Genomic DNA, 20,779 nt, shown 5'->3' on the forward strand with positions numbered 1-20,779 from the left:
AAAAGATGGCGATCAAGAAGTATAAACCAACTACAAATGGACGTCGTTTCATGACAACATTAACTAATGATGAAATTACAACGTCTACGCCGGAAAAAACCCTGCTTGCACCTATCAAAAAACGTGCAGGTCGTAATAACCAAGGGAGATTAACAGTTCGTCATCAAGGTGGAGGCCACAAGCGTAAATATCGTATCATCGATTTCAAGCGTAACAAAGATGGTATACCAGGGCGCGTTGCTACTATTGAGTACGACCCTAACCGTTCTGCTAACATCGCGTTAGTACATTACGCTGACGGTGAGAAACGCTATATCCTTGCACCAAAAGGTCTAAAAGTAGACCAAAAAGTAATGTCAGGTGAAAATGCAGATATCCAATTAGGTCATGCATTACCACTTAAAAATATTCCAGTAGGTACTACAGTTCACAATATCGAACTAAAGCCAGGTCGTGGTGGACAGCTAGTACGTTCTGCAGGTTCTCAAGCGCAAGTGCTTGGACGTGAAGAGAAGTACGTATTAGTGCGTCTATCTTCAGGTGAAACACGTAGGATTCTATCAACTTGCCGTGCGACAATCGGCCAAGTAGGTAATAACGAGCATGAACTTGTTAAAGTAGGTAAAGCAGGTCGTAGTCGTTGGAAAGGTATCCGTCCAACAGTACGTGGTTCTGTTATGAACCCAAGTGATCACCCACACGGTGGTGGTGAAGGACGCGCACCTATCGGAATGCCTTCTCCTGTAACACCATGGGGCAAACCTACACTTGGATATAAGACTCGTAAGCGTAACAAGAACTCTGACAAATATATTGTACGTCGTCGTAAGAAGTAATGGTGATAAGCAACAAAAACAAGTTGCTTAAACTCGGAAGGGAGGTTTATTAATGGGTCGTAGTTTGAAAAAAGGACCTTTCGCGGATGATCATCTGATGAAGAAAGTCGAGAAGTTAAACGAAACTGACGGTAAACAAGTGATTAAAACTTGGTCTCGCCGTTCTACAATCTTTCCACAGTTCGTAGGACACACGATTGCCGTATATGACGGTCGTAAACATGTACCTGTATATGTAACTGAAGATATGGTTGGCCACAAACTAGGAGAGTTTGCACCAACTCGTACGTTTAAAGGTCACTCTGGTGACGATAAGAAAACAAAACGCTAGATGAGAGGAGGTTTGCATGATGCAACAAGCCAAAGCTGTAGCTAAGACGGTTCGTATCGCTCCTCGTAAAGCTCGTTTAGTTATCGATTTAATTCGAGGAAAAGACGTAGGCGAAGCTCTCGCATTACTAAAGCACACAAACCGTGCAGCATCACCACACATTGAAAAAGTTTTAAACTCTGCTGTAGCAAATGCAGAGCACAACTATGAATTGGATATAGATAACCTAGTTGTTACTGAAGCATATGTAAATGAAGGTGTGACTCTTAAGAGATTCCGCCCACGTGCGCAAGGTCGTGCAAGCGCAATTAACAAGCGCACAAGCCACATTACAGTCGTGGTATCAGAAAAGAAGGAGGGATAAGTAGTGGGTCAAAAAATTAACCCTAAAGGTCTTCGCGTAGGCGTAATCCGTGACTGGGAATCAAAATGGTACGCTGAGAATGAATACGCTGACCTTTTACATGAGGATATTAAAATTCGTGAATATATTCAGGGTCGCTTAAAAGACTCTGCGGTTTCTCAAATTGATATTGAGCGCGCAGCAAACCGTGTTAACATTTCAGTTCACACTGCTAAGCCAGGCATGGTAATTGGTAAAGGTGGTTCGGAAGTTGAAAACCTTCGTAACCAATTAAACCATTTAACTGGAAAACGTGTTCACATCAATATTGTAGAAGTTAAGAAACCAGAATTGGATGCAACATTAGTTGCTGATAATATTGCTCGACAATTAGAAAATCGTGTATCTTTCCGTCGTGTACAGAAGCAAGCAATCCAACGTGCTATGCGCTCAGGTGCTAAAGGTGTTAAAACACAAGTTTCTGGACGTTTAGGCGGAGCAGACATTGCACGTGCTGAAAATTACAATGAAGGAACTGTGCCACTTCACACACTTCGTGCAGACATTGACTATGGTACTGCAGAAGCTAACACAACTTACGGTAAGCTTGGTGTTAAAGTGTGGATCTACCGTGGTGAAGTCCTTCCAACTAAAACTGATAAATAAGGAAGGGGGATCAGCAATATGTTAATGCCTAAACGCGTTAAATATCGTAAGCAACACCGCACTAGCCTTAAAGGTAAGGCGAAAGGTGGAACAGAAGTATCATTCGGTGAATTCGGCTTACAAGCACTAGAAGGTGAATGGATCACAAGCCGTCAAATTGAGGCTGCTCGTATTGCAATGACTCGTTATATGAAACGTGGCGGTAAAGTCTGGATCAAAATCTTCCCAGATAAGCCAAAAACAGCTAAGCCACTAGAAGTTCGTATGGGTTCCGGTAAAGGTGCTCCAGAAGGATGGGTAGCTGTAGTAAAACCAGGAAAAGTTATGTTTGAAGTAGCAGGTGTAAGTGAAGAGGTTGCTCGTGAAGCATTACGTCTTGCATCTCACAAACTTCCAATAAAAACGAAGTTCGTAAAACGTGAAGAAATTGGTGGTGATAGCAATGAAGGCTAACGAAATTAGAGAACTAACCACTGCCGAAATCGAACAAAAGGTCAAATCACTTAAAGAAGAACTGTTTAACCTACGTTTCCAACTTGCTACAGGACAGCTAGAAAACACTGTTCGTATCCGTGAAGTACGCAAAGCAATTGCACGTATGAAGACAGTTGTTCGTGAAAGAGAACTCGGCGCTAATAATCGATAATTGAGAGGAGGTTACCTCAATGGCTGATCGTAATTCTCGTAAATCATACAGTGGTCGTGTTGTTTCAGATAAAATGGATAAAACAATTACTGTTTTAGTTGAAACGTATAAATTCCACCCACTATATGGTAAACGTGTTAAATATTCTAAGAAGTTCAAAGCTCATGATGAAAACAATCAAGCGAAAAAAGGCGACGTTGTACGCATTATGGAAACTCGTCCATTATCAGCTAGCAAACGTTTCCGTTTAGTTGAAATCGTAGAAGAAGCTGTAGTTATTTAATATAGTTCGCTCGGAATGTTTCCGAAGGGAGGTTGCAATTGTATGATTCAAGAAGAAAGTCGTTTAAAAGTTGCTGATAACTCTGGTGCTCGTGAAGTTCAAACGATCAAAGTACTAGGTGGTTCTGGACGTAAAACAGCTAACATTGGTGATATCATCGTTTGTTCGGTGAAACAAGCAACACCAGGCGGCGTTGTTAAAAAAGGTGAAGTCGTAAGAGCGGTTATTGTACGTTCAAAGAGCGGTGTTCGTCGTAAAGATGGTTCATACATCCGATTTGATGAAAATGCGGCAGTAATTGTACGTGAAGACAAAAGCCCTCGCGGAACTCGTATCTTCGGACCTGTTGCCCGTGAACTACGTGAAAACAAGTTTATGAAGATCGTTTCCCTAGCTCCAGAAGTTTTATAATAGAGAAAAAAGAGCCTTGTTAAGGAGGTGCACGATTCATGCATGTAAAAAAAGGCGATAAAGTTAAAGTAATTTCCGGTAAAGACAAAGGAAAAGAAGGCACAGTTCTAGAAGCTTTTCCTAAGAAGGAACGCATTGTGGTTGAAGGTGTTAACTACATGAAAAAGCACACTCAGCCTTCTCAAGAAAATCCACAAGGTGGAATTCTGAACCAAGAAGCGCCAATTCATGTTTCTAACGTGATGCCTATTGATCCTAATACAAATGAACCAACTCGTGTTGGTCATGAAGTTCGTGATGGTAAAAAAGTTCGCATAGCTAAGAAATCTGGTGAACCTTTAGATAAATAGTTTTGTGATGAAAGGAGGTCTACTTGATGAACGCACTAAAAAAACAGTACAAAGAAGAAGTTGTTCCAAGTTTAATGGAAAAGTTCGAGTATGATTCAGTAATGCAAGCACCAAAGCTTGAAAAGATCGTTGTCAACATGGGTGTTGGTGATGCTGTTCAAAACTCAAAAGCGTTAGATAACGCTGTTGAAGAATTAGAGTTAATTTCCGGTCAAAAGCCAATGATTACAAAGGCGAAAAAATCAATCGCGGGCTTCCGTTTACGTGAAGGAAACCCAATTGGAGCTAAAGTAACTCTGCGTGGTGAGCGTATGTACGAGTTTTTCCAGAAGTTAATCGCAGTTTCTTTACCACGTGTACGTGACTTCCGCGGAATTTCAAGCAAAGCGTTTGATGGCCGTGGTAACTACACATTAGGTGTTAAAGAGCAATTGATTTTCCCGGAGATTGATTACGATAAAGTAAACAAAGTACGCGGTATGGATATCGTAATTGTTACAACTGCTGATACGGATGAAGAATCACGTGAATTATTAACTCAGTTCGGAATGCCTTTCAGACAGTAACCTTGACCTTAAAGGAGGGAAAATTGTGGCTAAAAAATCAATGATCGCTAAGCAAAAACGTAAACAGAAGTTTAAAGTACGTGAATACACTCGTTGTGAACGTTGTGGACGCCCACATTCGGTCATTCGTAAATTTAAACTATGCCGAATTTGTTTCCGTGAATTAGCATACGAAGGTCAAATTCCAGGCGTTAAAAAAGCAAGCTGGTAAGCCCATAGCAGGGAAGGAGGTAATGAGAAAATGGCAATGACAGATCCAATTGCAGATCTATTAACAAGAATTCGTAATGCAAACATGGTACGTCATGAACAGTTAGAAGTACCTGCTTCTAAACTGAAAAAGGAAGTCGTTGAAATCTTAAAGACTGAAGGTTTCATCCGTGACTACGAATTTATTGAAGATAATAAACAAGGCGTTTTACGTCTTTTCCTAAAATACGGTGCTAATAACGAGCGCGTTATTACAGGAATTAAAAAGATCAGTAAACCAGGTCTACGTGTGTATGCAAAAGCTGAAGAGCTACCACGTGTGTTAAACGGCCTAGGAATCGCTGTTATATCAACTTCCAAAGGTGTTTTAACGGATAAAGAAGCTCGTCAACAAGCAGTAGGCGGCGAAGTGCTAGCTTACGTTTGGTAATCACTATTGAACAGTCAGGAGGTGTAAAGGAATGTCTCGTGTAGGTCTAAAACCAGTAGAAATTCCAAACGATGTAGAAATTAACGTAGATGGTACTTTAGTGACTGTTAAAGGCTCTAAAGGTGAACTATCACGCCAAATTCATGAAGATATGAAAGTTAACATTGACGATAATGTTTTAACTGTTGAGCGTCCAAGCGAAAACAAAAAACACCGTTCAATTCACGGTACAACTCGTAGTAACATTGCGAATATGATCGAAGGCGTTTCTAAAGGTTTTGAAAAAGCTTTAGAAATCCAAGGAGTCGGTTACCGTGCGCAATTGCAAGGTGAAAAGCTAGTTGTTAACGCTGGTTACTCTCACCCAGTTGAAATCGAATCAGTCGAAGGTATTGAAATTGAGTGCCCATCAAACACACGTATCCTTGTTAAGGGCATTGATAAGGAACTAGTTGGTGCGGTTGCAGCAAATATCCGTTCAATTCGTACACCAGAGCCTTACAAAGGTAAAGGTATTCGTTATGAAGGTGAACGTGTCCGTACAAAAGAAGGTAAAACTGCTAAATAATTTCCGTTAAAAGACAGAAAGGAGTGACCTAGATGATTACGAAGCAAGATAAGAACGCTGTTCGTAAAAAGCGTCATGGCCGTGTTCGTCGTAATTTAACCGGTACTTCAGAGCGTCCTCGCTTGAATGTATACCGTTCAAATAAACACATTTATGCACAATTGATCGATGATCTTGCTAGTCAAACTGTCGCTAGTGCTTCAACAGTTGATAAAGAATTTAACGGTGAGTCAACAGGAAGCGTTGAGGCTGCAAAGCAAGTCGGTGAACTAGTTGCAAAGCGTGCTACAGAAAAAGGTTATAAATCAGTTGTCTTTGATCGTGGTGGTTACTTATACCATGGTCGTGTAGAAGCTCTAGCTGAAGCTGCTCGCGAAGCAGGTTTAGAATTTTAATTAAGACACAAAGGAGGGAAAGGCATGCGTACAAAAATCGATCCAAGCAAGCTTGATATAGAAGAGCGTGTAGTTACAGTTAATCGTGTATCAAAAGTTGTGAAGGGTGGTCGCCGTTTCCGCTTCACAGCATTAGTTGTTGTTGGTGACAAGAATGGTCATGTTGGTTTCGGTACTGGTAAAGCACATGAGGTACCAGAAGCGATCCGTAAAGCTATTGAGGACGGTAAGAAGAATTTAATTCAAGTACCAATCGTAAATACTACAATTCCACATGAAATTCATGGTCAGTTTGGTGCTGGTAACATTTTATTAAAACCAGCTCAAGAAGGTACTGGAGTAATCGCAGGTGGCCCAGTACGTGCGGTGTTAGAACTAGCAGGTGTTCATGACATCCTATCTAAATCACTAGGTTCAAACACACCAATCAACATGGTGCGTGCTACAATTCAAGGTTTAAGTGAACTTAAGTCAGCTGAAGATGTAGCAAAATTACGCGGTAAATCAGTTGAAGAACTGTTAGGATAAGGAGGGATATACATGGCTAATAAATTAGAAATCACCCTCACACGTAGTGTTATTGGTCGCAAGCAAGACCAACGTGACACAGTCAAAGCGTTAGGTTTAAATAAAATCAGTCAATCAGTCGTTCATAACGATACAGAGGCTATTCGTGGTATGATCAATAAAGTATCCCACTTAGTTGAAGTAAAAGAAGCGTAAGTGACGATTTTCGTAAAGAGGAGGTGCCAGACGAATGAAACTTCATGAGTTGAAAAGAGCTGAAGGCTCTCGTAAGAAACGTAATCGTGTAGGTCGTGGAATGGCTACAGGTAACGGTAAAACTTCAGGTCGTGGTCATAAAGGACAAAAAGCACGTTCAGGCGGTAATGTACGTCCTGGTTTCGAAGGCGGTCAAATGCCTTTATACCAACGCCTACCAAAGCGCGGTTTCACGAACATTAACCGAAAAGATTATACGATTGTGAACTTGGATACACTAAATCGTTTTGAAGAAGGAACTGAAGTAACACCAGAACTATTATTAGAATCTGGTTCAATCAGCAAGATAAAAGCAGGAGTTAAAGTACTAGGTAATGGTAGCCTAGATAAAAAATTGACTGTTAAAGCTGATAAGTTCTCTGCTTCTGCGAAAGAAGCTATTGAAGCGGCAGGCGGTCAAACTGAGGTGATTTAATGTTCCGCACATTTTCCAATCTATTTCGCGTAGCTGACATTAGACAGAAGATCATTTTCACCCTTGCTATACTAATCGTATTTAGACTTGGTACTTTCATTCCAGTTCCATTTGCTGATAATGAAGCTCTGACAATGATGAATGAAGTTAACGCCTTTGGGTTTATTGACACATTCGGAGGAGGCGCTTTAAGTCAGTTCTCTGTTTTTGCGATGGGCGTATTCCCATACATCACAGCTGCGATTATTATGCAGCTATTACAAATGGACGTTGTACCTAAGTTTACTGAATGGCGTAAACAAGGTGAAATGGGCCGTCGTAAGCTAGCGCAATTCACACGTTATTTCACAGTGATTTTAGCATTCATTCAAGCAATCGGAATGTCAGTCGGATTTAACCATTTAACTGATGGGACATTAATTGCAAATCCAACACCAATTACGTACTTAACTATTGCAGTTGTACTAACGGGTGGTACGACATTCTTAATGTGGCTAGGTGAGCAAATCACTGAATTTGGCGTAGGTAATGGAATTTCAATCTTAATCTTTGCTGGTATCGTTGCAGGAATACCAAATGGTGTTAACCAGCTTTATGAGCAATATATCTCAGGTGCTGGTGACCAGTTATTCATTAACTTAGCTGTTTTAGGAATCATTTTATTAGTCGTTATAGCTGTGATCGTTGGTGTTATTTTCATCCAACAAGCTCTACGTAAGATTCCAATTCAGTATGCAAAGAGAACAGTTAACCGTTCTCCAGTTGGAGGGCAGTCAACTCACTTACCATTAAAGGTAAATGCAGCGGGAGTTATTCCAATCATATTTGCTATTTCGTTTATCATTGCACCTCAGACAATTTCAGGATTCTTTGAAGGTAACGAATTCGCACAAACAATGGCTTGGGTGTTTGATTACACAGAGCCAGTTGGAATGGTGATCTACTTTGCTTTAATCATTGCGTTTACGTATTTCTACACATTTGTTCAAGTTAATCCTGAGCAAATGGCAGAAAACCTACAGAAACAAGGCGGTTATGTTCCAGGAATTCGTCCTGGTAAAAATACAGAGACGTATTTAACACGTGTTATGTACCGCTTAACGTTCGTTGGGGCATTGTTCTTAGCTGTCGTTGCAATCTTCCCGATCATTTTAGGTAGTATTGCAAACCTTCCAGCAGCCGTTCAAATTGGTGGAACAAGTCTACTAATCGTTGTAGGTGTAGCGCTAAATACAATGAAGCAGCTAGAAAGTCAATTAGTAAAGCGTCACTATCGTGGCTTTATTAAATAATGCTCCGATGTTACGGAATTAACGAGAGCGAGGGGAAAGATATGAATCTAATATTGATGGGACTGCCTGGTGCTGGTAAAGGTACTCAAGCAGAAAAAATCGTAGAAAAATATAGTATCCCTCATATCTCAACTGGAGATATGTTCCGTTCTGCGATCAAAGAAGGAACGCCACTAGGAAAAGAAGCAAAGTCTTACATGGATCAAGGGGATTTAGTCCCTGATGAAGTCACAATTGGTATTGTTAAAGAACGTTTAAGTAAGCCTGATTGTGAGAAAGGCTTTTTATTAGATGGTTTTCCTAGAACGGTAGCGCAAGCAGAAGCTCTAGAAAAACTATTAAGTGAATTAAACACGAAGCTTGATTATGTATTACATGTTCAAGTACCAGAAGAAAAGTTAGTCGATCGTCTAACAGGTCGTCGCATCTGTCCAGAATGTGGTGCTACTTTCCACGTGGAATTCAACCCTCCTAAACAAGATGGGAAATGTGACGTTGACGGTGCGACATTAATGCAACGTGAGGACGATCAACCTGAAACTGTTAAAAATCGTCTAAATGTAAATATGGAACAAACTAAACCATTGTTAGATTATTATGGCGATAAAGGTTATCTTGTTGATGTTAACGGTGATAAGCATATCGATGATGTGTTTGAACAAATCGATGAGAAAATCGGAGGCTTAGCTAAATGATCATTCGTAAAACACCACGGGAAATTGAAATCATGCGTCAAGCTGGGAAGATTGTTGCTCTAACTCACCAAGAGTTAGCTAAACACATTAAACCTGGTGTAACGACTAATGAACTTGATGAGATTGCTGAGGAGTTCATTCGCAGTCACGATGCAACACCCTCATTCAAAGGATTATACGGTTTTCGTGGTAGCATTTGCGTCTCAGTAAATGAAGAGCTCGTACACGGTATTCCAAGCGATCGCAAGCTAAAAGATGGCGACATTATTAGTATCGATATCGGTGCTAATTATAGTGGTTATCATGGTGATTCAGCATGGACTTATGCAGTTGGCGAGATTGATGAACAAACTCAAAATTTGCTTGATGTGACTGAGGAATCTTTATTTAAAGGTTTAGAACAAATTAAACCTCATAATCGTTTAACTGATATTTCACATGCTATTCAAAGTTATGTAGAACCCTATGGTTATACGATTGTTCAAGAATATGGCGGTCATGGAATTGGCCAAAGCATTCATGAAGACCCACACATCTCAAACTTCGGTCCACCTAACAAAGGACCACGTTTGAAAAAAGGAATGGTCTTAGCTATTGAGCCAATGGTTAATCTTGGCGAACGTTATGTTCGAACGTTAGATGATGATTGGACAGTGGTTACAGCAGATCACAAGTATTGCGCTCACTTTGAGCATACAATCGCTGTAACAGATGATGGTTATGAGATTTTAACGAAAGCTTAAGTGAAGGTGATGACGGTTGAACGAAGGTGATTCGAGTTGTCCTAAGCTCGGGCAGTTAGTGAGAATAAAACGTGGTCGTGAATCAGAACAATACTTTATTATTATTGGAATTGATGATCGAAAGTTTGTTAAGCTAGCAGATGGTGAAAAGCGGAAGTTCGATCGACCAAAGCGCAAAAACCTTCATCATGTTGAAATGATCGATTTTGTTTCTCCTGAAGTCAAACGCAGCTTAGAAGAAACAGGTCGAGTAACAAATGGTAAACTTCGCTTCGCAATATCAAAATTTGTCAACGATATGATGACAGGTTAGAAGAAGGGAGATTCTCTCGATGGCGAAAGACGATGTAATTGAAATGGAAGGAACGGTTCTTGAAACTCTACCTAACGCAATGTTTAAAGTAGAGCTAGAAAATGGACACGAAATCCTTGCACACGTATCGGGCAAAATTCGTATGCACTTTATCCGTATTTTGCCTGGAGATAAAGTTACGGTTGAGATGTCACCTTATGATTTATCAAGAGGTCGAATCACATATCGTTATAAATAACGAGAAGACTCCGATCTTAAAGGAGGTAGGAAAATGAAGGTAAGAGCGTCAGTAAAACCTATGTGTGAAAAATGTAAAGTTATCCGCCGTAAGGGTAAAGTAATGGTGATTTGCGAAAATCCTAAACACAAACAAAAACAAGGATAATTTTGAAGGAGGTGCAATGCACTCATGGCTCGTATTGCAGGTGTAGATATTCCACGTGATAAGCGTGTTGTAATCTCATTAACGTATATTTTCGGTGTAAGTCATACAACAGCTCGTCAAGTACTAGAAGCTTCTGGTGTTGCTGAGACAACTCGTGTACGTGACTTAACTGAAGAAGAACTATCAAACATCCGTAAAGAGATGGATCAGTATACGGTAGAAGGTGACCTTCGCCGTGAAACTTCACTAAATATTAAGCGTTTAATCGAGATCGGCTCTTATCGTGGAATCCGTCATCGTCGTGGTCTACCAACTCGTGGTCAGAAGACAAAGAACAATTCTCGCACACGTAAAGGCCCACGTCGTACAGTAGCGAATAAGAAAAAATAACTAAAACAAAGGAGGTATGCTAGTCATGGCTCGTAAGGGTAATAAAACTACTACACGTAGAAAGCGTCGTGTGAAAAAGAATATAGAATCTGGTGTTGCTCACATTCGTTCAACATTTAACAATACGATTGTGACAATCACAGATGATAACGGTAATGCGATTGCTTGGAGCAGTGCTGGATCTTTAGGCTTTAAAGGTTCTCGTAAGTCTACTCCATTTGCAGCGCAGATGGCTTCAGAGGTAGCGGCGAAATCAGCTCAAGAAAACGGCATGAAAACTATTGAAGTGGCTGTAAAAGGCCCAGGTGCAGGTCGTGAAGCAGCGATTCGTTCATTACAAGCTGCAGGCCTAGAGATTACTGCAATCGTAGATGTTACACCGGTACCTCACAATGGTTGCCGCCCACCAAAACGTCGTCGTGTTTAATTGGAAGTATATAATTTGTCATCCCGTCTATAATGGGATATGATGGCTTTAAAAAGCTTTGCACGGTTATAGGGGGGTTGTTCCGCGTTATAGACGTGGAACCCACCCGTTTTTGGAATATCGATGTATGGAACCATCGTTGTTTCGACGTTTTGAAGGAGGGTTTTGTGAATGATTGAAATTGAAAAACCGAAAGTTGAAACGGTTGAAGTTAATGAAAATGCTAAGTTCGGTAAATTTGTTATTGAACCATTAGAGCGTGGATATGGTACAACAATGGGTAACTCCTTGCGTCGTATCCTATTATCCTCCCTTCCAGGAGCAGCAGTAACATCTGTTCAAATTGAAGGCGCGTTGCATGAGTTTACGACATTAGATTATGTTGAAGAAGATGTGACAATGATTATCTTAAATCTTAAAAAGTTAGCTTTAAAGATTTACTCTGATGATCCTAAAACGCTAGAACTAGATGTTCAAGGAGAAGGAGAAGTCACAGCGGCAGACATTCAACATGATAGTGATGTCGAAGTGTTAAACCCTGATTTAAAGATTGCAACCATCACTGGTAAAGGTAAGCTTAACATGAAAATTTTCGCTGAGAAGGGTAGAGGCTATCGCCCTGCTGAAGAAAACAAAAGTGATGAGCAACCAATCGGTGTTATTCCAGTCGATTCAATCTTCACACCAGTTGAGCGTGTAACGTACCAAGTTGAGAATACTCGTGTTGGTCAAGTGGCAAATTTCGATAAGCTTACATTAGATGTATGGACTGATGGGAGCATCCGTCCAGAAGAAGCAATTTCTCTAGGTGCTAAAGTGTTCACAGAGCACTTAAATGTATTTGTTGGCTTAACTGATGAAGCGCAAAATGCGGAGATTATGGTTGAAAAAGAAGAAGACCAAAAAGAAAAAGTGTTAGAAATGACTATTGAGGAGTTAGACCTTTCTGTTCGCTCTTACAATTGTTTAAAACGTGCGGGTATTAATACAGTACAAGAACTAACACAGAAATCTGAAGAAGACATGATGAAAGTGCGTAACTTAGGACGTAAATCTCTTGATGAAGTAAAACACAAGCTTGATGCCCTTAACTTAGGCTTACGTAAAGACGATTAATATAGCATCACAGTGAATTCCTAAACAAAGGAGGTTTTGAGAATGGCAAAAGCGAAATTAGGTCGTACGACTGATCAACGCGTGGCTCTATTACGTAACTTAGCAACTGACTTAATCGTTCATGAGCGCATTGAAACGACAGAAGCTAAAGCGAAAGAGCTACGTCCAGTTGTTGAAAAAATGATTACATTAGGTAAACGTGGAGACCTTCACGCTAAGAGGCAGGCTGAGTCCTTCCTACGTAAAGTAGAAGCGGACGAAGAAGGTACAAACGCTTTACAAAAACTATTCTCTGACATTGCTCCACGTTTTGAAGAGCGCCAAGGTGGATACACTCGTATCCTTAAACTAGGTGAGCGTAAAGGTGACGGAGCAAAAACAGTGATTATTGAATTAGTTGACTAATTGAATGATTGAAGAAAGAAAGGTGTTCAGATCTCATGTGAATGAGAACTGAACCCTTTTTTTTATGGCTCTACAATATTTGTTGGGGTAGAAACACAATTCAGAGTGAGGTTTTGGATGGCGGCCGCCCGGCGTCAGGTGTTCCGCTTACGGTGGATGCTTGCACCCAAAGGGCACAAGTGCAACATCTGCTTAAACTTCCCTACGGTCGTTTGTCGCAGTGTTTTCTTTGCCGCGAGCACGGCTCATGGCCAAACAGCCTCATCGATTAGACATCGTAGTGTTTTGCACCGAGGAAGCATACTTCGGAGCGTTACTAGCGAGACATAATTTATTATTCTTGTTATTTACTTATCAAGGTGGCATAGACGTCTCAGACAAGCATTTTGACTAAGTGAATCCTACCCTTGTTTTATTTGTGATACAATTGATTAAAAGTCGCATGAGGAGTGCTTTTGTTGATTGAGTTTAATCAAGTATCTTTCCGGTATAAACCACACACAACCAATGTTATAGACAACTTCAACTTAACGATTAATCGAGGTGAGTGGATTGCATTAGTCGGCCATAATGGTTCAGGTAAGTCGACAGTAGCGAAACTCATAAATGGTCTATTAATGCCAAACGATGGCATTGTAACAGTTGATGGAACGCAGGTATCACAAGAGTCGATCTATGAGATTCGTAAACATGTCGGCATGATATTTCAAAATCCTGAAAATCAGTTCGTCGGCACTACAGTTATTGATGATGTTGCCTTTGGGTTAGAAAACCTTGGAGTTCCTCGGGATGAGATGATTGGCCGCATTGATGAAAGTCTAAAACAAGTCGATATGGCTTTATATAAATGGCATGAACCCATTAAGCTCTCAGGTGGCCAAAAGCAACGTGTAGCCATTGCTGGTGTTTTAGCAATGAGGCCTGATGTAATCGTTTTTGATGAAGCTACTTCTATGTTAGACCCAACTGGAAAGAAAGAACTAATTCAAATGATTCGTTCATTACACGAAAAGCACCATTTAACAGTTATAACGATCACACATGACTTAAATGAAGCAGCGTATGCCGATCGTGTTGTTGCCCTAAGTGAAGGAGAGGTTTGGTTTCAAGGGGCGCCAAGGAGGCTCTTTCAATATGGTGAAAAACTACAAGAGGTTGGACTTGAGCCGACATTTGTTACAAGAGTTTATAGTGAGTTACAAAAGCATTCGATTGAAATTAAACAAGAACCGTTACATTTTAAAGAGCTGGTGGATGAGTTATGGACATCATATTTAAAGACGTAAATTATACATATCAACCGAATACGCCATTTAGTCATCACGCTTTAAAGACTATTAATTTAGAAATTCAGTCGGGTTCATTCATTGCTATTGTTGGGCATACAGGCTCTGGTAAATCGACCTTATTACAACATTTAAATGGTTTACTTAAACCGACAAGTGGACAAATTTCCTTAGGTAATACTGAATTACCAGGTGCCACATCTAAACAGCTTAAAGATTTAAGACAACAAGTAGGGCTTGTTTTTCAAAACCCTGAGCATCAATTGTTTGAAGAAACTGTGAAGAAAGATTTGCTCTTTGGCCCGAAAAACTTCGGATTTAACGTGAAAGATGTCGAAAAAGAATTAAATGATGTTATGGAACAAGTTGGTTTAGATCATACAGTTTTAGAACGCTCACCTTTTGAATTAAGTGGTGGACAGATGAGGCGTGTCGCTATTGCAGGTATGCTTTTAGTAAAGCCTCAAGTACTCGTTTTAGACGAGCCAACCGCAGGACTAGACCCATCAGGTCAAAAGGAAATGCTTCAAATGTTTAAGGCTTTGCACGAAATGAAGCAACATACGATTATTTTAGTCACTCATAGTATGGAGGATGCCTTAAATTATGCTGAACAAGTCGTTGTCATGAATCAAGGGCAAATTGAATGTGTTAATAAGCCTGAGGACCTTATGCATAACCAAGAGCGATTAAGGAGGATTGGACTTGATATACCCGAACCAATCGAATCCATTCGGTATATGAAAGAACGCTTAGGACTAGAGTGGCAAGAAAAGGAGTATACAGAGGAGGCAATTAGCCGCACCTTAATTGAATATATAAAGGCAGGTGCGACCTCTTGAATCAGTCGCTAATTATTGGTCAATATGTTCCAGGAGACTCCATTATTCACCGGATTGACCCAAGACTTAAAATCATCATCATTTTCCTTTTTGTCATTGCGGTATTTATGGCAAATAGTTTTTGGAGTTATATGTTACTGTATTTCTTTGTATTTATAAGTGTAGGACTCTCGCAAATCCCAAGCTCATATATATTAAAAGGTTTAAAACCGGTTTGGTGGATTATTGCCTTTACTTTTTTATTTCACGTTATTTTTAATAGTGAAGGAGAAGTATTGTTTGATATATTTGGGTTTAATATATATGATGGAGCCCTCATACAAGGGATTAATATTGCATCAAGAATCTTTTTATTAATTTTATTAGCTACTCTTCTCACATTATCAACAACACCACTTTCAGTTACTGATGCGGTAGAATCTTTATTAAAACCGTTAAAAAAATTACGATTCCCTGTGCATGAACTGGCTCTTATGATGTCGATTTCACTGCGCTTTATTCCAACTTTAATGCAAGAAATGGATAAGATTTCAAAAGCCCAGGCTGCAAGAGGGTTAGATTTTACTCAAGGTAAATTTAAAGATCGTTTTAAAGCATTGTTACCTTTATTAATTCCGTTATTAATTAGTGCGTTTAAACGTGCAGAAGAGCTTGCTTTAGCTATGGAAGCAAGAGGTTATCGTGGAGATGAGGGGCGGACTAAGTTTCGCCAGTTAAAGTATCAAAAGTTAGATTTAGTCGTGATCATAATATTTACTTTCATATTATTGATCTTTTTTATGCTTAGAACGTAAGGAGAAAGATGACATGGAACGAATTAAAATTCATTTTGCATATGACGGGACCGATTTTGCGGGTTATCAAGTTCAATTAGAGAAGCGGACTGTGCAGTTAGTGATTGAGCAGGCTTTAGCCAAAATACATCGTCAAGACATTAAAGTCTTTACATCAGGCCGTACGGATTCAGGGGTTCATGCTATTGATCAAGTCATTCATTTTAATACACCATTGACTCTGGATTGTTCAGCATGGCGCAATGCACTACAAACATTACTACCAATTGATATCCAAATTAAGCATGTTGAAAAAGTGGATGAATCGTTTCATGCTCGAAAAAGTGCAAAAGAAAAAATATACCGATATCAAATCATCAATCAACGTGAATATGATTTATTTAAGAGAATGTATGAATGGCATGTCATAAAACCGATTAATATAGATCAAGTGAAAATAGCAGCTAAGCGAATTGAGGGAACACATGATTTCACTGCTTTTTCAGCATCAAAATCTAATGTAAAAGGTGATAAAACGCGAACGATCCATGCTATTGACGTATTAGAAGAGTTTGGGCGTATTGTCATTGAAGTTAGGGGAGACGGCTTTTTAACCCATATGGTTCGTATTATTGTTGGTACGTTAGTTGAAATTGGGATAGGGAGAAGGGATCAATCGTGTATAGACCGAGCGTTTGCGACGTTAGATCGCCAAGTTGTTGGTTTAACAGCACCTAGTCACGGGTTGTATTTATGGAAGGTGGTTTATTAAAAACCGAACATTAAAACTTATATTGATGTTTTTTTTCGGTTTTTACATAATTAATAATTGATTATCATGTTAATCGTGTTATAATGTAATTGTAAATACGAAACTTAAACAATTTTATACCCTCATATAATGTTGGGAATATGGCCCATAAGTCTCTACCCAGTTCGCCGTAAACGACTGGACTATGAGGGAGTGATCTGGTTACTTGATTAAGGGTGTAGTGTCTATTTTGTAGTTTAGAGCATGTCAATTAACTCTCTAGTTACATCAATACATCTAGACCTCTGGCTTTGACTTAAAAGCTTCTTAATCGGTAGATATTTCGTTATCATGTTATGCAGATTGCTTTCCTCATAGTGGGAGAGTAGTCTGCTTTTTATTTTTCAATGGAGAGGATGACATAGATGAAAGCTATAGTAGGTGTCATTATGGGGAGCACTTCTGATTGGGAAACAATGAAACATACGTGTGATATTTTAGAAGAGTTAGAGATCCCTTATGAGAAAGAGGTTGTCTCTGCTCATCGAACACCTGAGAAGATGTTTACATATGCAGAGTCAGCGTATGAACGTGGATTAAAAGTCATTGTAGCAGGAGCTGGTGGAGCGGCACACTTACCAGGAATGGTTGCAGCGAAAACGGTCTTACCGGTAATCGGTGTTCCTGTTGAGTCTAAAACGTTAAATGGTTTAGACTCATTGCTATCAATTGTTCAAATGCCAGGTGGAGTCCCTGTTGCAACAGTAGCAATTGGTGAAGCTGGAGCGAAAAATGCAGGGTTGTTAGCTGCACAACAATTAGCTGCTTTTGACCCGTCTATTTATGAGAGGTTACAAACATACCGCAAACAAATGAAAGATAAAGTAGAATCTAGTAATGAGGAGCTACAAACATGGCACGTTTAATTGGGGCGAGTTCAACGATAGGTATAATTGGTGGGGGCCAACTTGGTCGTATGATGGCTTTATCTGCTAAAGCGATGGGATTTAAAGTGGTTGTATTAGACCCAGCCGACAATTCGCCAACAGGTCAAGTTGCAGATGCAAAGATCGTGGCACCTTATTCAAGTTTAGAAGCCGCTAAACGTTTAGAAGAAGCTTCAGATGTAATCACTTATGAGTTTGAAAATGTTGACGTTAACGTACTTGAGTATTTAGAGCAACATGCGTACTTACCACAAGGTAGCCAATTAATTCAGACGACACAAGATCGAGCATTTGAAAAACAAGCGATGGAGGCAAGTGGCGTAAAAGTCGCCCATTTTAAATTAGTTGATACCTATGAAGATCTAAAGTATGCACTTGCTCAAATTGGCTATCCAGCAATCCTTAAGACGAGACGGTTTGGTTATGATGGAAAAGGTCAAGTGGTTATAGATACAGAAGGCGATTTGTCAGAAGCGGTTCAACTATTAGAACAAGGCTCTTGTATTTTAGAGGAAAAAATAGACTTTAAACAAGAATTATCGGTCATGGTCGTAAGAAGTACGAAGGGTGAAGTCATTACTTATCCAGTATCAGAAAATATTCACGTCAATCACATTTTACATCATTCAATTGTACCTTCTAGAGTTTCTCTGACAGTCGAAGAAGAAGCTAAGTTAGTTGCTGTTCGTATTGCTGAATCGCTAGGTGTGATCGGTGCGTTAGGGGTTGAATTATTCTTAGGCCAAGATGACACAATCTATGTTAATGAAGTAGCACCTAGACCGCATAATTCGGGTCATTATACGATGGATGCTTGTGGAACCTCACAGTTCGAACAGCATGTAAGAGCAATTTGTGGTTGGTCTTTAGGTGAAGTAAATCTGCTAAGCCCGGTTATTATGACGAACATATTAGGGCAACATTTAAATCATGCTAAAGAACAAATAACAAATCTCACACATGCCAAACTACATTTATATGGCAAAGAAGATGCAAAACATAATCGAAAAATGGGGCATATAAACTTTGTTGGAGACGATGTTAATGATATGTTAAAACAGATCAAACAATTAAACATTTGGAGGGAGCAACATGATCGAACGTTACACACGTGAAGAAATGGGCAATATTTGGACAGAGGAAAATCGATTTCAGGCTTGGTTAGAAGTAGAGATCTTAGCTTGTGAAGCATGGGCGGAGTTAGGTGATATTCCAAAAGAAGATGTGAAGGAAATACGTAAGAAGGCATCATTTGATGTGAGTCGGATTCAAGAAATTGAGCAAGAAACACGTCACGATGTTGTTGCGTTTACACGTGCGGTTTCAGAAACGTTAGGAGATGAAAAGAAGTGGGTGCACTATGGATTAACGTCAACTGATGTCGTGGATACAGCCTTATCGTACTTAATTAAACAAGCGAATGATTTAATTCGTCAAGATTTAGAACGCTTTTTAAATGTGATTAAAAAGAAAGCAGAAGAGCATAAGTATACGATTATGATGGGGCGTACACATGGTGTTCATGCAGAACCGACAACTTTTGGTTTAAAACTAGCGCTTTGGTTTGAGGAAATGAAGCGTAATATCGAACGATTTGAAGCGGCTGCTAAAGGGGTTGAAGTTGGTAAATTATCTGGAGCAGTTGGTACATATGCCAATATAGACCCATTTGTTGAGAAATTTGTTTGTGAAAGTCTAGGCTTAACACCATCGCCAATTTCAACTCAAACGCTACAAAGAGACCGTCACGCTGATTACATGTCAACATTAGCTTTAATTGCCTCATCGGTTGAGAAGATGGCTGTAGAAATTCGCGGCTTACAAAAAAGTGAAACGCGTGAAGTAGAAGAATTTTTCGCTAAAGGGCAAAAGGGTTCTTCTGCCATGCCGCATAAACGTAACCCAATTGGTTCAGAGAATATGACAGGATTGGCACGTGTGATTCGTGGTTACATGATGACAGCTTATGAAAATGTACCGCTATGGCATGAACGTGATATTTCACACTCTTCAGCTGAACGCGTCATTATTCCTGATGCGACGATTGCACTTAATTATATGTTGAATCGTTTTACAGGGATTATCGAGAAGTTAACTGTATTTGAAGACAATATGAAAGCAAACATGGACCGAACTTATGGATTAATTTACTCACAGCGCGTATTGCTGACTTTAATTGATCAAGGCTTCTCACGTGAACGTGCTTATGACCTTGTTCAACCATTAGCGATGCAGGCGTGGGAAGAGGGCGTATCATTCCCAGATTTAATTCGTTCGACTGAAGAAATTACAAATGCGATTAGCCAAGAAGATATAGAGGCATGCTTTGATCCAACTTACCATCTGAAAAATGTCGATATGATTTTTGAGCGTTTAGGACTGAAATAAGATTTTGAAGTTACTGTTGTCGCATGTTTGAAAACCAAAAACAAGGAGGTATCTCTTTGGAAAAGCGAGCAATGTTGTATGAAGGGAAAGCAAAGCAGTTGTTTGAAACTACAGAGCCAAACATTCTTTGGGTTCAATATAAAGACGCTTTAACAGCTTTTAACGGAGAGAAAAAAGAACAAGCAAAAGGCAAAGGGCGCTTAAACAATGAAATATCATCACTATTGTTTAAGCAACTTTCAAAAGCAGGTATATCAAACCATTTTGTTAAGCGTATGTCTGAAACAGAACAACTCGTTAAGAAGACATCAATTATTCCAATTGAAGTAGTCATTCGAAATGTTGCAGCAGGAAGTCTTGCAAGAAGGCTCGGCTTAGAAGAAGGGATACCATTAAACACTACGATTGCTGAATACTACTACAAAGATGATGACTTAGGTGACCCGTTAATCAATGAAGATCATATAAAATTTTTAAACTTAGTATCTAGTAACCAACTAAATGAAATGAAAGAAATCGCGCTTAGAGTAAATCGCCATTTAACGAAATATTTTAAAGCGTGTGATGTAGAGCTAGTCGATTTCAAGTTGGAGTTCGGGTTTGATAAAGAAGGAGAATTAATTCTATCAGACGAAATTTCTCCAGACACCTGCCGACTTTGGGATGTTCATACTAATGAAAAGCTAGATAAAGATGTTTTTCGAGAAGGAATAGGGCAAGTCGATCAGGCATATGAAACGATTTTAACGCGTTTAAAAGGCGCAGTTGTTAATGATTAAGAAAAGGGGTGCTA

At 39.6% G+C, this 20,779-nt stretch carries 35 protein-coding genes and 1 riboswitch; all 35 genes read left to right on the top strand.

Features of this window, described 5'->3' with window-relative positions:
- The first annotated feature begins 5 nt into the window (after positions 1–5).
- Positions 6–836, top strand: a complete 831-nt coding sequence (rplB, locus tag ABDZ63_RS14010) for a 50S ribosomal protein L2 (protein ID WP_343784517.1) — start codon at positions 6–8, stop codon at positions 834–836.
- Between the two features lie 52 nt (positions 837–888).
- The gene (rpsS, locus tag ABDZ63_RS14015; RefSeq protein ID WP_343784519.1) at positions 889–1,167 is read left to right on the top strand and encodes a 30S ribosomal protein S19; all 279 of its coding nucleotides are present in this window, start codon (positions 889–891) and stop codon (positions 1,165–1,167) included.
- Positions 1,168–1,186: 19 nt separating this feature from the next.
- On the top strand, positions 1,187–1,531 hold the full coding sequence (gene rplV / locus ABDZ63_RS14020; protein ID WP_343784521.1) for a 50S ribosomal protein L22: 345 nt from the start codon (positions 1,187–1,189) through the stop codon (positions 1,529–1,531).
- A gap of 3 nt (positions 1,532–1,534) precedes the next feature.
- Entirely contained in the window at positions 1,535–2,176 is a 642-nt protein-coding gene (rpsC, locus tag ABDZ63_RS14025) for a 30S ribosomal protein S3 (RefSeq protein WP_343784523.1), read from the top strand.
- An 18-nt stretch (positions 2,177–2,194) separates the two neighbouring features.
- Complete coding sequence (rplP, locus tag ABDZ63_RS14030) at positions 2,195–2,629, top strand: 50S ribosomal protein L16 (RefSeq protein WP_343784525.1); 435 nt, start codon at positions 2,195–2,197, stop codon at positions 2,627–2,629.
- Positions 2,619–2,822, top strand: coding sequence for a 50S ribosomal protein L29 (rpmC, locus tag ABDZ63_RS14035; RefSeq protein ID WP_343784527.1), 204 nt, complete (start codon positions 2,619–2,621; stop codon positions 2,820–2,822). Before rplP ends, rpmC begins: the two co-directional genes overlap by 11 nt.
- Positions 2,823–2,841: 19 nt before the next feature.
- Complete coding sequence (rpsQ, locus tag ABDZ63_RS14040) at positions 2,842–3,105, top strand: 30S ribosomal protein S17 (RefSeq protein WP_343784529.1); 264 nt, start codon at positions 2,842–2,844, stop codon at positions 3,103–3,105.
- 42 nt (positions 3,106–3,147) lie between these two features.
- Positions 3,148–3,516 carry a 50S ribosomal protein L14 gene (gene rplN, locus ABDZ63_RS14045; RefSeq protein WP_343784531.1) on the top strand — a complete coding sequence of 123 codons (369 nt, stop codon included), beginning with the start codon at positions 3,148–3,150 and terminating at the stop codon, positions 3,514–3,516.
- 38 nt (positions 3,517–3,554) lie between these two features.
- Positions 3,555–3,866, top strand: coding sequence for a 50S ribosomal protein L24 (gene rplX, locus ABDZ63_RS14050; protein ID WP_343784533.1), 312 nt, complete (start codon positions 3,555–3,557; stop codon positions 3,864–3,866).
- A gap of 26 nt (positions 3,867–3,892) precedes the next feature.
- Entirely contained in the window at positions 3,893–4,432 is a 540-nt protein-coding gene (gene rplE, locus ABDZ63_RS14055; protein ID WP_343784535.1) for a 50S ribosomal protein L5, read from the top strand.
- Positions 4,433–4,457: 25 nt separating this feature from the next.
- Positions 4,458–4,643, top strand: a complete 186-nt coding sequence (locus ABDZ63_RS14060) for a type Z 30S ribosomal protein S14 (protein WP_091773731.1) — start codon at positions 4,458–4,460, stop codon at positions 4,641–4,643.
- Positions 4,644–4,673: 30 nt separating this feature from the next.
- The gene (gene rpsH, locus ABDZ63_RS14065; RefSeq protein WP_343784540.1) at positions 4,674–5,072 is read left to right on the top strand and encodes a 30S ribosomal protein S8; all 399 of its coding nucleotides are present in this window, start codon (positions 4,674–4,676) and stop codon (positions 5,070–5,072) included.
- A 31-nt stretch (positions 5,073–5,103) separates the two neighbouring features.
- A complete protein-coding gene (rplF, locus tag ABDZ63_RS14070; protein WP_343784542.1) occupies positions 5,104–5,640 on the top strand; it encodes a 50S ribosomal protein L6 in 537 nt (178 codons plus the stop codon).
- A 32-nt stretch (positions 5,641–5,672) separates the two neighbouring features.
- Positions 5,673–6,035, top strand: coding sequence for a 50S ribosomal protein L18 (rplR, locus tag ABDZ63_RS14075; RefSeq protein ID WP_343784544.1), 363 nt, complete (start codon positions 5,673–5,675; stop codon positions 6,033–6,035).
- A gap of 24 nt (positions 6,036–6,059) precedes the next feature.
- On the top strand, positions 6,060–6,563 hold the full coding sequence (gene rpsE, locus ABDZ63_RS14080) for a 30S ribosomal protein S5 (protein WP_343784546.1): 504 nt from the start codon (positions 6,060–6,062) through the stop codon (positions 6,561–6,563).
- Between the two features lie 12 nt (positions 6,564–6,575).
- A complete protein-coding gene (gene rpmD / locus ABDZ63_RS14085; RefSeq protein ID WP_343784548.1) occupies positions 6,576–6,758 on the top strand; it encodes a 50S ribosomal protein L30 in 183 nt (60 codons plus the stop codon).
- Positions 6,759–6,792: 34 nt separating this feature from the next.
- Complete coding sequence (gene rplO / locus ABDZ63_RS14090; protein WP_343784551.1) at positions 6,793–7,233, top strand: 50S ribosomal protein L15; 441 nt, start codon at positions 6,793–6,795, stop codon at positions 7,231–7,233.
- Positions 7,233–8,525, top strand: a complete 1,293-nt coding sequence (gene secY / locus ABDZ63_RS14095; RefSeq protein WP_343784553.1) for a preprotein translocase subunit SecY — start codon at positions 7,233–7,235, stop codon at positions 8,523–8,525. The genes rplO and secY overlap by 1 nt, the downstream gene beginning before the upstream one ends.
- Positions 8,526–8,566: 41 nt before the next feature.
- The gene (locus ABDZ63_RS14100) at positions 8,567–9,220 is read left to right on the top strand and encodes an adenylate kinase (RefSeq protein WP_343784555.1); all 654 of its coding nucleotides are present in this window, start codon (positions 8,567–8,569) and stop codon (positions 9,218–9,220) included.
- A complete protein-coding gene (gene map / locus ABDZ63_RS14105) occupies positions 9,217–9,963 on the top strand; it encodes a type I methionyl aminopeptidase (protein ID WP_343784557.1) in 747 nt (248 codons plus the stop codon). Before ABDZ63_RS14100 ends, map begins: the two co-directional genes overlap by 4 nt.
- Before the next feature lie 16 nt (positions 9,964–9,979).
- Complete coding sequence (locus ABDZ63_RS14110) at positions 9,980–10,276, top strand: KOW domain-containing RNA-binding protein (protein ID WP_343784559.1); 297 nt, start codon at positions 9,980–9,982, stop codon at positions 10,274–10,276.
- Positions 10,277–10,295: 19 nt separating this feature from the next.
- Positions 10,296–10,514 carry a translation initiation factor IF-1 gene (gene infA, locus ABDZ63_RS14115; protein WP_017185218.1) on the top strand — a complete coding sequence of 73 codons (219 nt, stop codon included), beginning with the start codon at positions 10,296–10,298 and terminating at the stop codon, positions 10,512–10,514.
- Positions 10,515–10,547: 33 nt separating this feature from the next.
- Entirely contained in the window at positions 10,548–10,661 is a 114-nt protein-coding gene (gene rpmJ, locus ABDZ63_RS14120) for a 50S ribosomal protein L36 (RefSeq protein ID WP_343784564.1), read from the top strand.
- A 24-nt stretch (positions 10,662–10,685) separates the two neighbouring features.
- Positions 10,686–11,051, top strand: coding sequence for a 30S ribosomal protein S13 (gene rpsM / locus ABDZ63_RS14125; RefSeq protein WP_343784566.1), 366 nt, complete (start codon positions 10,686–10,688; stop codon positions 11,049–11,051).
- Positions 11,052–11,076: 25 nt separating this feature from the next.
- Entirely contained in the window at positions 11,077–11,478 is a 402-nt protein-coding gene (rpsK, locus tag ABDZ63_RS14130; RefSeq protein WP_343784568.1) for a 30S ribosomal protein S11, read from the top strand.
- Between the two features lie 171 nt (positions 11,479–11,649).
- Entirely contained in the window at positions 11,650–12,594 is a 945-nt protein-coding gene (locus tag ABDZ63_RS14135) for a DNA-directed RNA polymerase subunit alpha (protein WP_343784570.1), read from the top strand.
- A 42-nt stretch (positions 12,595–12,636) separates the two neighbouring features.
- A complete protein-coding gene (rplQ, locus tag ABDZ63_RS14140; protein WP_343784572.1) occupies positions 12,637–12,999 on the top strand; it encodes a 50S ribosomal protein L17 in 363 nt (120 codons plus the stop codon).
- Between the two features lie 449 nt (positions 13,000–13,448).
- Positions 13,449–14,285: an energy-coupling factor transporter ATPase gene (locus ABDZ63_RS14145; protein WP_343784575.1), complete on the top strand. Its 837-nt coding sequence runs from the start codon at positions 13,449–13,451 to the stop codon at positions 14,283–14,285.
- Positions 14,261–15,127, top strand: coding sequence for an energy-coupling factor transporter ATPase (locus ABDZ63_RS14150; RefSeq protein ID WP_343784577.1), 867 nt, complete (start codon positions 14,261–14,263; stop codon positions 15,125–15,127). The genes ABDZ63_RS14145 and ABDZ63_RS14150 overlap by 25 nt, the downstream gene beginning before the upstream one ends.
- The gene (locus ABDZ63_RS14155; protein WP_343784579.1) at positions 15,124–15,921 is read left to right on the top strand and encodes an energy-coupling factor transporter transmembrane component T family protein; all 798 of its coding nucleotides are present in this window, start codon (positions 15,124–15,126) and stop codon (positions 15,919–15,921) included. The genes ABDZ63_RS14150 and ABDZ63_RS14155 overlap by 4 nt, the downstream gene beginning before the upstream one ends.
- Positions 15,922–15,934: 13 nt before the next feature.
- Complete coding sequence (gene truA / locus ABDZ63_RS14160; RefSeq protein WP_343784581.1) at positions 15,935–16,672, top strand: tRNA pseudouridine(38-40) synthase TruA; 738 nt, start codon at positions 15,935–15,937, stop codon at positions 16,670–16,672.
- A gap of 102 nt (positions 16,673–16,774) precedes the next feature.
- Positions 16,775–16,877, top strand: a riboswitch (purine riboswitch).
- A 199-nt stretch (positions 16,878–17,076) separates the two neighbouring features.
- Positions 17,077–17,577: a 5-(carboxyamino)imidazole ribonucleotide mutase gene (gene purE, locus ABDZ63_RS14165; RefSeq protein ID WP_343784583.1), complete on the top strand. Its 501-nt coding sequence runs from the start codon at positions 17,077–17,079 to the stop codon at positions 17,575–17,577.
- Entirely contained in the window at positions 17,565–18,713 is a 1,149-nt protein-coding gene (gene purK, locus ABDZ63_RS14170; protein WP_343784585.1) for a 5-(carboxyamino)imidazole ribonucleotide synthase, read from the top strand. Before purE ends, purK begins: the two co-directional genes overlap by 13 nt.
- Complete coding sequence (gene purB / locus ABDZ63_RS14175; protein WP_343784587.1) at positions 18,691–19,986, top strand: adenylosuccinate lyase; 1,296 nt, start codon at positions 18,691–18,693, stop codon at positions 19,984–19,986. Before purK ends, purB begins: the two co-directional genes overlap by 23 nt.
- Positions 19,987–20,042: 56 nt before the next feature.
- Entirely contained in the window at positions 20,043–20,765 is a 723-nt protein-coding gene (gene purC, locus ABDZ63_RS14180; protein WP_343784589.1) for a phosphoribosylaminoimidazolesuccinocarboxamide synthase, read from the top strand.
- The last annotated feature ends 14 nt before the right edge of the window (positions 20,766–20,779 follow it).

Origin of the sequence: Alkalibacillus silvisoli (genome assembly GCF_039521975.1) — a bacterium.
GTDB lineage: Bacteria > Bacillota > Bacilli > Bacillales > Alkalibacillaceae > Alkalibacillus > Alkalibacillus silvisoli.

Coding starts and splice junctions, on each gene's coding strand:
- secY (WP_343784553.1), top strand. CDS start 7,233: ATGTTCCGCACATTTTCCAATCTATTTCGCGTAGCTGACATTAGACAG.
- rpmC (WP_343784527.1), top strand. CDS start 2,619: ATGAAGGCTAACGAAATTAGAGAACTAACCACTGCCGAAATCGAACAA.
- rpmJ (WP_343784564.1), top strand. CDS start 10,548: ATGAAGGTAAGAGCGTCAGTAAAACCTATGTGTGAAAAATGTAAAGTT.
- rplX (WP_343784533.1), top strand. CDS start 3,555: ATGCATGTAAAAAAAGGCGATAAAGTTAAAGTAATTTCCGGTAAAGAC.
- rplV (WP_343784521.1), top strand. CDS start 1,187: ATGCAACAAGCCAAAGCTGTAGCTAAGACGGTTCGTATCGCTCCTCGT.
- rpsE (WP_343784546.1), top strand. CDS start 6,060: ATGCGTACAAAAATCGATCCAAGCAAGCTTGATATAGAAGAGCGTGTA.
- rplN (WP_343784531.1), top strand. CDS start 3,148: ATGATTCAAGAAGAAAGTCGTTTAAAAGTTGCTGATAACTCTGGTGCT.
- rpsS (WP_343784519.1), top strand. CDS start 889: ATGGGTCGTAGTTTGAAAAAAGGACCTTTCGCGGATGATCATCTGATG.
- rplP (WP_343784525.1), top strand. CDS start 2,195: ATGTTAATGCCTAAACGCGTTAAATATCGTAAGCAACACCGCACTAGC.
- map (WP_343784557.1), top strand. CDS start 9,217: ATGATCATTCGTAAAACACCACGGGAAATTGAAATCATGCGTCAAGCT.
- rplB (WP_343784517.1), top strand. CDS start 6: ATGGCGATCAAGAAGTATAAACCAACTACAAATGGACGTCGTTTCATG.
- rpsH (WP_343784540.1), top strand. CDS start 4,674: ATGGCAATGACAGATCCAATTGCAGATCTATTAACAAGAATTCGTAAT.
- rpsM (WP_343784566.1), top strand. CDS start 10,686: ATGGCTCGTATTGCAGGTGTAGATATTCCACGTGATAAGCGTGTTGTA.
- rpmD (WP_343784548.1), top strand. CDS start 6,576: ATGGCTAATAAATTAGAAATCACCCTCACACGTAGTGTTATTGGTCGC.
- ABDZ63_RS14100 (WP_343784555.1), top strand. CDS start 8,567: ATGAATCTAATATTGATGGGACTGCCTGGTGCTGGTAAAGGTACTCAA.
- purE (WP_343784583.1), top strand. CDS start 17,077: ATGAAAGCTATAGTAGGTGTCATTATGGGGAGCACTTCTGATTGGGAA.
- rplE (WP_343784535.1), top strand. CDS start 3,893: ATGAACGCACTAAAAAAACAGTACAAAGAAGAAGTTGTTCCAAGTTTA.
- truA (WP_343784581.1), top strand. CDS start 15,935: ATGGAACGAATTAAAATTCATTTTGCATATGACGGGACCGATTTTGCG.
- ABDZ63_RS14135 (WP_343784570.1), top strand. CDS start 11,650: ATGATTGAAATTGAAAAACCGAAAGTTGAAACGGTTGAAGTTAATGAA.
- ABDZ63_RS14150 (WP_343784577.1), top strand. CDS start 14,261: ATGGACATCATATTTAAAGACGTAAATTATACATATCAACCGAATACG.
- purK (WP_343784585.1), top strand. CDS start 17,565: ATGGCACGTTTAATTGGGGCGAGTTCAACGATAGGTATAATTGGTGGG.
- rplR (WP_343784544.1), top strand. CDS start 5,673: ATGATTACGAAGCAAGATAAGAACGCTGTTCGTAAAAAGCGTCATGGC.
- rplF (WP_343784542.1), top strand. CDS start 5,104: ATGTCTCGTGTAGGTCTAAAACCAGTAGAAATTCCAAACGATGTAGAA.
- infA (WP_017185218.1), top strand. CDS start 10,296: ATGGCGAAAGACGATGTAATTGAAATGGAAGGAACGGTTCTTGAAACT.
- rplQ (WP_343784572.1), top strand. CDS start 12,637: ATGGCAAAAGCGAAATTAGGTCGTACGACTGATCAACGCGTGGCTCTA.
- rpsK (WP_343784568.1), top strand. CDS start 11,077: ATGGCTCGTAAGGGTAATAAAACTACTACACGTAGAAAGCGTCGTGTG.
- rpsQ (WP_343784529.1), top strand. CDS start 2,842: ATGGCTGATCGTAATTCTCGTAAATCATACAGTGGTCGTGTTGTTTCA.
- purB (WP_343784587.1), top strand. CDS start 18,691: ATGATCGAACGTTACACACGTGAAGAAATGGGCAATATTTGGACAGAG.
- rplO (WP_343784551.1), top strand. CDS start 6,793: ATGAAACTTCATGAGTTGAAAAGAGCTGAAGGCTCTCGTAAGAAACGT.